At 74.5% G+C, this 12187-nt stretch carries 10 protein-coding genes; 6 read left to right on the top strand and 4 right to left on the bottom strand.

What is annotated here, in order from left to right; genetic code table 11:
- Positions 1-24: 24 nt before the first annotated feature.
- Entirely contained in the window at positions 25-861 is an 837-nt protein-coding gene (locus tag ACFVGS_RS30730) for a M15 family metallopeptidase (RefSeq protein ID WP_385695034.1), read from the bottom strand.
- Here ACFVGS_RS30730 and ACFVGS_RS30725 point away from each other — a divergent pair.
- Entirely contained in the window at positions 860-1432 is a 573-nt protein-coding gene (locus tag ACFVGS_RS30725) for an NUDIX domain-containing protein (protein ID WP_385695032.1), read from the top strand. The genes ACFVGS_RS30730 and ACFVGS_RS30725 overlap by 2 nt on opposite strands.
- Here the strand turns inward: ACFVGS_RS30725 and ACFVGS_RS30720 are convergent.
- Positions 1423-3957, bottom strand: a complete 2535-nt coding sequence (locus tag ACFVGS_RS30720; RefSeq protein ID WP_385695029.1) for a glycoside hydrolase family 31 protein — start codon at positions 3955-3957, stop codon at positions 1423-1425. The genes ACFVGS_RS30725 and ACFVGS_RS30720 overlap by 10 nt on opposite strands.
- A gap of 216 nt (positions 3958-4173) precedes the next feature.
- Between ACFVGS_RS30720 and ACFVGS_RS30715 the strand changes: the two genes are divergently transcribed.
- Positions 4174-6144 (top strand): acetoacetate--CoA ligase, encoded by a 1971-nt coding sequence (locus ACFVGS_RS30715; protein WP_385695027.1) that lies wholly within the window; start codon positions 4174-4176, stop codon positions 6142-6144.
- A gap of 45 nt (positions 6145-6189) precedes the next feature.
- Here the strand turns inward: ACFVGS_RS30715 and ACFVGS_RS30710 are convergent, their stop codons facing one another.
- Positions 6190-6774, bottom strand: coding sequence for a DNA-binding protein (locus ACFVGS_RS30710; RefSeq protein WP_385695024.1), 585 nt, complete (start codon positions 6772-6774; stop codon positions 6190-6192).
- Positions 6775-6881: 107 nt separating this feature from the next.
- Here ACFVGS_RS30710 and ACFVGS_RS30705 point away from each other — a divergent pair, with 107 nt between their 5' ends.
- Positions 6882-7325: a hypothetical protein gene (locus ACFVGS_RS30705; protein ID WP_385695021.1), complete on the top strand. Its 444-nt coding sequence runs from the start codon at positions 6882-6884 to the stop codon at positions 7323-7325.
- A gap of 153 nt (positions 7326-7478) precedes the next feature.
- Here ACFVGS_RS30705 and ACFVGS_RS30700 read toward each other — a convergent pair whose 3' ends face one another.
- A complete protein-coding gene (locus tag ACFVGS_RS30700) occupies positions 7479-8930 on the bottom strand; it encodes an amino acid permease (RefSeq protein ID WP_384420310.1) in 1452 nt (483 codons plus the stop codon).
- A gap of 145 nt (positions 8931-9075) precedes the next feature.
- Between ACFVGS_RS30700 and ACFVGS_RS30695 the strand changes: the two genes are divergently transcribed.
- The 3 genes from ACFVGS_RS30695 (at position 9076) to ACFVGS_RS30685 (ending at position 12172) form a co-directional block, all read left to right on the top strand.
- Entirely contained in the window at positions 9076-9609 is a 534-nt protein-coding gene (locus ACFVGS_RS30695; RefSeq protein ID WP_385695017.1) for a flavin reductase family protein, read from the top strand.
- Positions 9606-10130, top strand: coding sequence for a chorismate mutase (locus tag ACFVGS_RS30690; RefSeq protein ID WP_385695014.1), 525 nt, complete (start codon positions 9606-9608; stop codon positions 10128-10130). The genes ACFVGS_RS30695 and ACFVGS_RS30690 overlap by 4 nt, the downstream gene beginning before the upstream one ends.
- A 509-nt stretch (positions 10131-10639) precedes the next feature.
- Positions 10640-12172 (top strand): FAD-binding oxidoreductase, encoded by a 1533-nt coding sequence (locus ACFVGS_RS30685; RefSeq protein WP_385695012.1) that lies wholly within the window; start codon positions 10640-10642, stop codon positions 12170-12172.
- The last annotated feature ends 15 nt before the right edge of the window (positions 12173-12187 follow it).

Below are 12187 nucleotides of genomic sequence, written 5' to 3'. Positions count from 1 at the left end.
CGGGCGGACGGACGGGGGAAGACGTCAGTGCCCCGCCACCGACCTCCGTGCCACCGGGAAGTCGAAGAAGGTCGCGGGGAACGGCTCCGGCTTGAAGGTGAAGTGCCACCACTCCTCGGGCAGGTTGACGAAGCCCTGCTCCGCCAGCGCGCCCCGCAGCAGGTCGCGGTTGGCCCGCTGCGCCCCCTGGATCCGCGGATCGTCGGTGTGGGAGAGGGTGTCGAAGCAGTCGAAACCGGTGCCCATGTCCAGCGAGTTGTCCGGGAAGCGCTCCTCCTGCGGCCGGAAGCACTCCACCTGCGGCTCGCCCGGCACGTACGGCCGCGTGGGCGCCGCGGGCAGCCGCACCACCGTCACGTCCACCGTCGAACCGCGGCTGTGCCCTGACTTCTCCGCGATGTAACCGTCCGCGAACAGCCGGGACTTGTCGACCAGCGGATAGAACTCCCGCTTCATCCGCTCGTCGTCCAGGTCCTTCGCCCAGCGCACGAAGTGGTCCACCGCCCGCTGCGGCCGGTAGCAGTCGTACACCTTCAGCGTGTAGCCCCTGGCGAGCAGCCTCATCTGGGCCCGGTGCAGCGCCTCCGCGGCCGGCCGGGTCAGGATGCACACCGGCTGGCGGTAGCCGTCGATCCGCTCGCCCACGAAGTTGTGCTCCGTGGTGTAACGCATCTCCTGGAGGATCGTCGGGTCCACCCGGTCCAGCGCCACGAACTCCTTCGGAGCCTTGGGCTCCGGCGCGGCAGTGACCGCGTGTGCCGAGGGCACGGCGGCCGTGGCGGCGAGCAGTCCGGCGGCGGCCAGGGCTCCGAGGACACGGAGCGCGGAGGCGAGTCCTGTCAGTCGCTTCAGTCCTGTCATGTGCACCGTCTATCAGGTACGGCAGCGGCGGGAAAGGGCGATCGCGTACGGTCGGCCCGTGACCGACTCCGCACCGCACTCCCACTGCTCCTCCTGCGGCGCCCGCCACCCGGCCGACGCCGGCTGGCCCCGCACCTGCGCCACCTGCGGCTCCACCGCGTACCGCAACCCGCTGCCCGTCGCCGTGGCCCTGCTGCCGGTGACCGACGCCCGCGGCACCGCGCTCGTCGTGATCACCCGCACCATCCCGCCGCAGTCCGGGCAGGTCGCCCTGCCCGGCGGCTTCGTCGACTTCGGCGAGGACTGGCGGGCGGCCGTGGTGCGCGAACTGCGCGAGGAGACCGGCATCGAGGCCGCCGCCGAGGACGTACGGCTCGCCGACGCCCTCAGCTCCCCGGCCGGCCACCTCCTCGTCTTCGGCCTGCTCCCGGCCCGCCCCGCCGCCGACCTCCCGCCGCCGGCCGCGACGGACGAGACCAGCGGCCACCACCTGCTACACGCACCCGAGGAACTCGCCTTCCCCCTCCACACGGAGGCGGTACGACGCTTCTTCGCGGGCGACTACACCTGACCCCGCACCCGGACCGGCAGCTCCGCCTCCCGCACGCCCTCGTCGGTGACCCGCTCCACCACCACCCGGCCGTCCACCACGCGCGACTGGTAGCGCTCGACCTCCGCCGGCTCCCAGCCGTCCCCGGCGTCCCGCACCACCAGTCCGCCGCCGGTACGTCCCGCGGCCGGCGCCCAGACCTCCAGGGCCGGCTCCCCGTCGCCGTCCCCGCGCACCGGGATCACCGCGCCCGCGCGGGCCAGCACCGGAATCCGGGAGAGCGGCGCGTCGAGCAGCACCTGCCCCGGGCCCTCGTACGCCTCGCCGGTCGCCGTGTCGTACCAGCGACCGCGCGGCAGCCGCACCGCCCGCCGGTCCGTGCCCCGGGACAGCACCGGAGCGACCAGCAGCGAGTCGCCGAGCAGGAAGGAGTCCTCGCAGTCCCGCAGCGCCCGGTCCTCCGGCGTGCCCCACCACACCGGACGCACGTACGGCGCGCCCGTCATCCGGGCCAGCCGGGACAGCGTCACGAAGTACGGCCGCAGCCGCTCCCGCTCGGCCAGCGCCGCGCGCGCGTGCGCCAGGACCTCGGGACCGAACTCCCACGGCTCGCGCCGCCCCGCGTCGATCGCCGCGTGCGTACGGAACAGCGGCAGCCAGGCCCCCAGCTGGTACCAGCGCAGGAACAGCTCCGGCGTCGGGCTCCCGTCGAAACCGCCCACGTCAGGACCCGAGTACGGCACCCCGCACAGCCCGAGCCCCAGAACCAGCGCCAGGGAGGCCCGCAGCCCCGGCCAGCCCGTCGACACGTCGCCCGACCAGGTCCCGCCGTACCGCTGCATCCCCGCCCACCCGGACCGCGAGAACAGGAACGGCCGCTCCTCCGGCCGCAGCCGGCGCAGCCCTTCGTACCCGGCGCGTGCCATCGCGAGCCCGTACACGTTGTGCGCCTCGCGGTGGTCGCCGCCCCGCCCCTCCAGCGCGTGCCGGGCCGAGCGCGGCAGGGTCGGATCGCCGAACGGCACGAAGGACACGGGCTCGTTCATGTCGTGCCACACGCCGGAGAAGCCCTGCCGCAGCCGCTCCTCGTACAGACCGCCCCACCACTCCCGCGCCGCAGGGTCGGTGAAGTCCGGGTAGGCGCAGTCCCCCGGCCACACCACGCCGTGGACCTCCTCGCCCCGGTCGTCCCGCACGAACGCCCCCGTCGCCCGCCCGCCTTCGTACACCGGATTGCCCGGCTCCGCCTTCACCGCCGGGTCGACGATCGACACCAGGCGCACCCCGCGCCCGCGCAGCTCCGCCGCGAGCCCCGGCAGATCGGGGAACCGCTCCTTGTCCACGGTGAACACGCGGTGCCCGTCGTAGTGGTCGATGTCCAGGTGCAGCACCGACAGCGGAAGGCCCCGGTCCCGGTAGCCGTCCACCACCCGCCGCACCTCCCGCTCGCTGCCGAAGCCCCAGCGCGCGTGCTGCGGCCCGAGCGCCCACGACGGCGGCAGCGCCGGCGCGCCGGTCAGCGCCGCCCAGCCGTGCAGCACGCGCGCGGGGGTGCCGACCACCACCCAGCAGCGCAGCGGGCCGCCGTCCATGCGGACCTCGCTGGTGCCGGGCCGGTCATGGCCGGAACCCGCGCCCTCCTCGCCCTCGGCGAGGACCACCCGCCCGTCCCAGGAGTTGTCGTAGAAGGCCAGGTGGGTGCCCGCGTCCGCCACGACCAGCTGCACCGGCATGGTGATGTACAGCGGGTCGTCGCCGGGGGAGAAGGCGGCCGAGGGATCGGTGTTCCACAGCCGGTACGAGCCGTCGCGCAGCCGCGGCCCGGACGCCCGCCCGCCGAGCCCGAAGAACCGGGCGTCCGCCGGCACCTCACTGCGCTGCACCCAGCGCGCGGACCGGCCACGCTCACCCGCCCCGCCGCGCCCCCCGTTGCGATCGCCGTCCCGTGCGCCTGCCGCGCCGGGTGCCCCGTCCTGCGCGGCTTCCCCGTCACGGCCGCCCGCCCCGCCGCGTACGGCCGGCCGTTCCCGTACGGCTTCCCCGCCTCGTACGGCTTCCCCGCCTTGCGTGGCTTCTCCGCCCCGCACCGGCTCCCACCACCGTGGCGGCAGGTCGCGGCGCAGCATCATCCCGCCCGGTGTGCGCACCTCCACGGCGCCGTTCCGGGACACCGCGACCGTGACCCGCTCCGACACCACCCGCCAGCCGCCGTCGGTGTCCGGCTCCAGGACGGCACGGGGGTCGGGCTCGGGCGGCTCGCCGGCGAGCGCGTACGAGGGCAGCGGCTCGGCCCCCTCCCAGCCCCAGAACACGGTGCCGCCGGCCGACACCGAGATCCTGAGCTGCGAGCGGGCGAAGCGGATGACGCCGCCGCCCGGCGACGGCTCCGCCCCGGCCACCGGCCCCGGCACCCGGGCCCGCTCCGCACCTCTCGGCGGCAGCGCCCGCGCGTCGGCACGCCGCTGCCGCCACGCCGAGCGGACCGCCCGCAACCCCTGCACCGAACCCATCACCTTCATCGAGCGCACCAGCTCACGACCGTCCATGCGGCTCACCCTGCCATCCAGGGCAGGCCGTGCGCGGTCCGTTCAACTGCCGTTCACCCGTGGTGGGAGCACACATTCAGCTAGCGGACCATGGGCGGGGAACCCTGGTGCGAAAACGGATCACATGGCATCGTCCCTGTCAGCCGCGTCACGCGCACACCCCCGCACGTGCGCGCGACACACGCAGACCCGCGTACAGCCAGGGAGCCGACCCACATGACATCGCAGACCGAGCCGCTGTGGCAGCCTGACGAGGACCGCATCGCCGCGGCCGCCGTCACCCGCTTCCAGGCCTGGGCGGCCGAGCGCCACGGCGCCCCCGCCGACGGCGGCTACGAGGCCCTGCACCGCTGGTCCGTCGAGGACCTCGAGGGCTTCTGGGCGGCCGTCGCCGAATGGTTCGACCTCCGCTTCGCCACGCCCTACGAGCGCGTCCTGGGCGACCGCTCCATGCCCGGCGCCGAGTGGTTCCCGGGAGCCACGCTCAACTACGCCGAGCACGCGCTGCGCGCCGCCGAGGAGCGGCCCGACGCCACCGCGCTGCTCCACGTCGACGAGACGCACGAGCCTCGTCCGATCACCTGGGCCGAGCTGCGCCGGCAGGTCGGCTCGCTCGCTGCCGAGCTCCGCCGCCTCGGCGTGCGGCCCGGCGACCGCGTCAGCGGTTACCTGCCCAACATCCCCGAGGCCGTCGTCGCCCTCCTCGCCACCGCCGCCGTCGGCGGCGTGTGGACCTCCTGCGCCCCGGACTTCGGCGCCCGCAGCGTCCTCGACCGCTTCCAGCAGGTCGAGCCGGTCGTGCTTTTCACCGTCGACGGCTACCGCTACGGCGGCAAGGAGCACGACCGCCGCGACACCGTCGCCGAGCTGCGCGCCGAACTGCCCTCGCTGCGCGCCGTCGTGCACATCCCGCTGCTCGGCACCCCGGCTCCCGAGGGCGCCCTCGCCTGGGCGGAGCTGACCTCCGCCGACACCGAGCCGGTCTTCGAGCACGTGCCGTTCGACCACCCGCTGTGGGTGCTCTACTCCTCCGGCACCACCGGCCTGCCCAAGGCGATCGTGCAGTCCCAGGGCGGCATCCTGATCGAACACGTCAAGCAGCTGGGTCTGCATTGCGACCTCGGCCCGGACGACGTGTTCTTCTGGTACACCTCCACCGGCTGGATGATGTGGAACTTCCTCGTCTCCGGTCTGCTCACCGGCACCACCGTCGTCCTGTACGACGGCAGCCCCGGCTACCCCGACACCGGCGCCCAGTGGCGCGTCGCCGAGCGCACCGGCGCCACCCTGTACGGCACCTCCGCCGCGTACGTGATGGCGTGCGCCAAGGCCGACGTGCACCCCGGCCGTGACTTCGACCTCTCCCGCGTGAAGTGCGTGGCCACCACCGGCTCCCCGCTGCCGCCCGACGGCTTCCGCTGGCTGCACGACGAGGTCCGCGAGGACCTGTGGATCGCGTCCGTCAGCGGTGGCACCGACGTCTGCTCCTGTTTCGCCGGCGCCGTGCCCACGCTGCCGGTGCACATCGGCGAACTCCAGGCCGCCTGCCTCGGCACCGACCTGCAGTCCTGGGACCCGTCGGGCAAGCCGTTGGTCGGCGAGGTCGGCGAGCTGGTCGTCACCAATCCGATGCCGTCGATGCCGATCCGCTTCTGGAACGACCCGGACGGCAGCCGCTATCGCGACAGCTACTTCGAGATGTTCCCCGGCGTATGGCGGCACGGCGACTGGATCACGATCACCGACCACGGCTCCGTCGTCATCCACGGCCGCTCCGACTCCACCCTGAACCGCCAGGGCGTGCGTATGGGAAGCGCCGACATCTACGAGGCCGTCGAGCGCCTCCCGGAGATCCGCGAGTCGCTGGTCATCGGCCTGGAGGAGCCGGACGGCGGCTATTGGATGCCGCTGTTCGTCCACCTCGCCGAAGGCGCCGCCCTGGACGACGAGCTGATCGGCCGCATCAAGAACACGATCCGCGCCGAACTCTCCCCGCGGCACGTCCCCGACGACATCATCGAGGTCCCGGCCGTCCCGCACACCCTCACCGGCAAGCGCATCGAGGTCCCCGTCAAGCGTCTGCTCCAGGGCACGCCGATGGCCAAGGCCGTCAACCCGGGCTCGGTCGACAACCTCGACCTGCTGCGCTTCTACGAGGAGCTCGCGGCGAAGCGCCGCAAGGCCTGATCCCGGCCGCCCGGACCCTCGCGGCCAAGATCCGGAAGAGACGGCCTAGCCCCGCCCCCGTCCCCCGTCCTCCGGGCGGGCGGCGAGGCGCCGGACCAGGTCCACGGCCTCGTCCGTCCGACCCGCGCCGCACGTGCGCAGGATCTCGGCGAGCGCCGGGTGCCGGGCGTCGAGGAGCGCGGCCGCTTCCAGGATCTCCACGGCGCCGGCCCGCGCGTTGAGCAGGTCCCTCAGCCGCAGCGCGAAGCACAGATCACCGTCCCCCTCCGGCTCACCGGCGGGGGACGGTTGCGTGACGGCCGTGCCGAGTGAGGTCTGCCCGGGCGTCCGGTCGGCCCGGATCGCCGCGAGGGCGTCCGGCACGGCCGCGGGCGGCACGGTGCCGGCGCGCACGTCGTGGGCGAGGCGGAGTACGGCCGACAGGCGCGCCGCGGCGTCAGGGTTGGCGATGCGGGCGCGTTGCCCGCGCATCACCAGGCTGAGCATGGCGGGGGAGACGCCGAGGATCTCGGCGAGCCCGGACTGGGTCACTCCGAACAGGCCGCAGAGGTCCCGGCACAGCTCGCCGAGCGGAGCTCCGTACCACTGACGCTGGAGCTCCTCGTTGCGCTTCGTCGTGGCGTGGTCCATACCTGCACGTTAGGAGGGTGATTGACACTTGTCAAAGATAGTTTTCATGTGTCAATCTCCGGTCCGGAAGGCACGACCACACCTCATCCGACTGACGGGATGTCACCATGTCCTGGAACCGCACCACTTTGCTCGCCGCCGCCGTTCTGATCGCCGGCCTCGGGCTCACCGCCTGCGGCGGCAACGGATCGGACACCAAGGGCTCCGACAAGCCCGCCACCGCCTCGGCCGCCCCGAGCACCCCGGACTCCGGCGCCTCCTCGGACGCGCCCGGCACCTCCGGCGGCGTCAAGGCCCCCGAAGACCTGCCGGCCGGTCTGCCCCTGCCGGACGGCACGCTCACGACCGTGACCGGCGACAAGGGCGCGTACGTGCTCACGTACCGCTCGGACGACCCGAAGGCTCTCGTCGCCAACTACCGCACGGCTCTCGAGGGCGCGAGCTACACCGTGGTGGACGTCGCCGGCGTCTTCACCGCCACCTCGGACAAGACCTCGGTCAGCATCGCCACCTCGGGCAACGACGTGGTCCTCACCGTCGCCAGCCTCTGACGCCGCCGCGCGGCTGACCCCGTAGCGGGGTGACGCCGTAGGGGGGCGCGCCGGCTCGCCGCGGCGCGTGAGCAGCCGGATGCCCCCCGCCGGCCACGGCGCGCCGCCCGCCGTGGCCGGCCTGCCGATCGCCGGGCAGCTCGGCGCCGTGCGTCAGTCGCCGGCCGGTACGGGACGCTCCCGCGCCGTCGAGCCGGGCTCCCGCGGAGGAGCGGATGAGGCTGGGAGCGTGTCCCGCAGGCCGGGGCGCGGACGGTGGGACCGTCGGCCGAGGCGGAAGCCGGTCACGGCCAGGGCCGCGGCCAGTGCTCCGGACGTGAGGAGCTGGGGGCGGGTGGCGGGGGACAGGGCCATCAGCACCATCAGGGCGCCGATGGCGCCGATCACCGCCCGCGTGGTGGCCGGGAAGCCGCGGGTGCGGAGCACCAGACGGCCGGTGCGTTCCAGGGACCGGCGCAGCACCAGGTGGGAGCAGGCCAGCGCCAGCCACATGAACAGCATCGCCGCGCCCATCGCCTTGGCGAGGAGCGGGAGGGCCGCGCCCGGTGCCACGGCCTCCGGGACGACCGCGGCGAAGCCGACGGCCGAGGCGGCGGCCACCGCGCGGGCCGGCACCCGGCGCCGGGTCCGGCGGGCCAGCGCCCGGGGCGCCTCGCCGCGCTCGGCGAGGGAGTGCAGCATGCGCGAGGTGCCGTACAGGTTGGCGTTGAGGGCGGAGAGCAGGGCCACCAGGATCACCGCCTGGGTGATCACGTCCGCGTGCGGGATGCCGAGGCGGACGAGCGCGGCGACGTACGGGCTCTCGTCGGGGCGCGCCGCCCGCCAGGGCAGGAGCAGCACGAGGACGAGCACCGACCCCAGGTAGAACAGGGCGATCCGCCAGATCGCGGTACGGACCGCGGTGCGGATGCTGCGGCCCGGGTCGTGCGACTCGGCCGCCGCCATGCCGATGACCTCCATGCCGCCGAAGGCGAACACCACCCCCAGGAGCGCCGTCACGATGCCGGACAGGCCGTGCGGGGCGAATCCGCCGTCGCCGGCGAGGTGGGCCAGACCCGGTGAGCGGGAGCCGGGCAGCAGTCCGAGGAGGGCCGCGGCGCCCAGTGCGATGAAGGCGATGACCGCCAGGACCTTCAGTGAGGCGAACCAGAACTCGGCCTCGCCGAAGGTGCGCACGTCTGTCATGTTCACGATGGTGAAGACCGTCATCGCCGCGAGCGTGAAGGCCCACGAGGGCACCGCCGGCCACCACGCGTGCAGGATCGCCGCGCCCGCCAGGGCCTCCACCGCGATGGCGACCGCGGTGACCCACGTGTACAGCCACCCGGTCGTGAACCCGGCCCACGGCCCCAGCGCCCGGCGCGCGTAGACCGAGAAGGACCCCGACTCCGGCAGTGCGGCGGCCAGTTCGCCCAGCATGCGCATGATCGCGAGGGCGAGCGCGGCGGCCAGCAGGTACGAGACGAGCACCGCGGGGCCGGCCGCGGCGAGCCCGGCGCCGGTGCCGACGAACAGTCCGGCGCCTATCACCCCGCCGAGGGCGAGCATCGCCAAGTGGCGGGAGCGGAGCGCTGCTTGGGCGGTGCGGGAGGGCGGTGGCGTCACGGATTTCCCTAATGCAAGCGGTTTGTTGACGGGGTCTCGGTTGACCAGTGTGGCGCAATCTGTGTTAGAAAAGCTATCAGCGTTCACAAGTCGCGCTAGCGTTTAGGCAGCAACAAGATTCGCACTACCGTGCGAAGGGGGAGTCATGCCTGCACCGTCCATCACCCATGCCCGCGGCACGACCGCGGGCCGTGCGCCCGCGGACCTGCGGGACGTCATGCGCCGCTATCCCACCGGGGTGACCGTCCTCAGCAGCGGCAGCGAAGAGTCCGCCGTCGCCATGACCGTCAACGCGTTCACCTCGGTCTCGCTCGACCCGCCGCGCGTCCTGGTCTCCGTCATGAAGACCGCCCGCGCGCATCCCGTCATCGCCGCGAGCGGCAGGCTCGGGATCCACCTGCTCGCCGCCCACCAGGGCGACGTGGCCCGTCTGTTCGCCTCCCGCGAGAAGCCGTCCGGCCACACCCTGGGGGCCTTCCTCGACCGCTCGGCCGAGGGACACGACGTACTGCCCGGCGCCCTGGCCTCGCTCGCCTGCGAGGTCGAGGACACCTACCCCGGCGGGGACCACAGTCTCTTCCTGGCCCGGGTCCTGCACACCACGTGCTCCGAGGAGCCGCAGGACGCGCTGGTGTTCCACGAGGGGCGCTTCACCTCCGCCGCCGCGGACCGGAGTTGAGCCCGGACACGGGCCCGGACGCCGCCCCGGCGACGGGTCCCGGTACGCCGCCGCAGGCGGAAGCGGGCGCGACCGCGGGGGCCGGCAGGCCCGACGGCACGCCCACGGAGGCCATTTGGTTCGACGGCACGCCAAAGGGGGCCGGTGAGCCCGACGGTACGCCCACGGCCGCCGCCCTCGTCGCCGTCCGCGGCGCCATCGCCGTGGCCGCCGACACCGCGCCGGTCATCGCCCGTGCCACCCACGACCTGCTCGCCGCCCTGCTGGCCGCCAACCGCCTCGAACGGGCCGACCTGGTCAGCCTGGTGTTCACCCAGACCCCGGACCTCACCGCCACCAACCCCGCGCTCGCCCTGCACGAGGAGGGCTGGGACGTGCCCGCGCTCTGCGCGCAGGACGCCGCCTTCACCGGGGCGCCCGCCCGCACCCTGCGCGTGCTGGCCCACCTCCGCTGGGACCGGCCCGGCCGGCCCGTCCCGGCCTACCTCGCGGGCGCGGCCCGGACCCGGCCCGGTACCTGAGCCCATCCGGGCACCAGTTCCGAGCCGAGTCCCGCACGATTCCACGTCCCGGCCCGGGCCCGATCCCGAGTCGGCATCTGATCCGGGTCCGAACCCAGCATCCGGTCGGAACCCCAGCCCGAGTCAGGTACCTGATCCGAGTCCGGCACCCGATACGGATCCGAGCCACGGCGGGAACCCGACGACCACGCACGAACCCGACGCCCGCGCCCGAACCCAACGACCGCGCCGGAGTCCGGCACCCCATCCGGGTCCGAGCCGAGCCCGAGTCCGACCCTCCGGCACTCGACCCGGTCCGAGCCCGGGCCCGAGCCCGCGCACCCGACCCGGCCCGACCCCGAGTCCGAGCCCAAGCCCGGCACCCGGCCCGAGCCCGGTCCCGACCCCGGGCACCCGACCCGGTCCGATCCCCGGCCCGAACCCGGCGGCCCGAGCCCGGAGCCGCGCCCCTTCCCTCCCATCACCCTCCGTACGCCGTCGTCCGCGTACGCACCCTCCGAGGATTCGCCATGCCCGAAACCGCCACCCGCCCCGACCTCCCCGCGGCCCAGGACGGCGCCGCGGCCCCCGCCCCCGCGCCCGTCCTCGACACGGTCCTCGGCACCGTCGCCGCCGCGCTCGGCCCCGAGCACGTGATCCGTTCCGCCGGCGGTGCCGCCGGGCCGCTGCCCGCCGAGGCCAACGTCTCCGCCTTCGCCGCCCGCCCGCTGCACGCCGTGCTGCGCCCCGGCAGCACCGAGGACGTACGGCTCGTCGTCCGGGCCTTCGCCGCACACGGCGGCACCCGCGCCGGCCTGCCCGGCCTGCATGCCGTCTCCACCGGCCGCAACTGGGGCCTGGGTTCGAAGGAACCGGCCGCCGGACCCGTGGTCCGCCTCGAACTCGACCGCCTCGACGCCGTCCGCGCCCTCGACACCGACGCCGGGTACGCCGTCGTCGAGCCCGGCGTCACCCAGGCCGCCCTCGCCGCCCGGCTCGCCGGCACCGACCGCATGCTCAACGTCACCGCCTCCTCCGGCCACACCTCCCTCGTCGGCAACCTCGTCGACCGGGGCGTGGGCCTGCGCCGCCAGCGCACCGAGGACCTGCTCGGCCTGGAGGCCGTGCTGCCCGACGGCCGCGTGGTGCGCACCGGCTGGTGGCCCGGCACCACGGCGGGCCACGCCCCCAACCCGTACGGCCTGGGTCCCAGCACCCTGCACCTCTTCACGCAGTCCCCGCTGGCCGTGGTCACCGCCGCCGTGGTCCGGCTGCTGCCGCGCCCCGAGGCGCAGCGCGTGGTCCGGCTCTCCTTCGGCCGCGAGCGGCTGCCCGAGGCGGTGGACCTGATCCGCCGCTGGCGGGCCGGCAACGTGGTCTCCGGCGTCGTGAAGATCTACGACACCGCCTCCACCGCCACCTACGGCGGCGAGCGCGGCCACGGCTACCTCGCCCACCTGTGCGTGGACGCCACCGCCGGCACCCTCGACGCCCTGGCCGGCGCGCTCGTCGAAGAGGCCCGCGCCACCGGCCTGTTCGACCGGATCACGGCCGGCGAGGAGCCCGCCGCCGACGACACCGTCTCCAAGGTCGTCCAGGCCGCGTACGCGGGCTCGGTCGAGTTCAACGAGGACATGCTCGCCTCCGCCACCGGCACCCGCGCCGACCTCGTCGACACCGAGGGCAACGGCTGGCTGTTCTTCCTGCCGCTGATCCCCTTCACCGGAGCCGACACCTCCCGTGCCCTGGCCCTGCTCGACACCATCCACGCCGAGACCGGCATCCGGCCCGGAGCCACCGTCAACGCCCTCGACGCCGACGTCATCGACCTCGTCGTCTCCTTCCCCTTCGACCGCACCACCCAGGCCGAGGCCGCGCACCGCGCGCTCGACCTGGCGTACGCGCTCTTCGCCGACTCCGGCTGGGCGCCGTACCGGCTCGACGCCGCGCACGGCGGCTGGGGCCGCACCCATGCCCCGGACGCCGCCGACGCCGAGCTGGTCGGTGACATCGCCGACCTCGTCGACCCGCACCGCACGCTGGCCTCCGGCCGCTACCTCTGACCACCCCGCTCACCT

Origin of the sequence: Streptomyces sp. NPDC127114, assembly GCF_042677525.1 — a bacterium.
GTDB lineage: Bacteria > Actinomycetota > Actinomycetes > Streptomycetales > Streptomycetaceae > Streptomyces.
The sequence above is the reverse complement of the archived record's forward strand: the minus strand, read 5'-3'. Positions and strand labels throughout refer to the sequence as shown.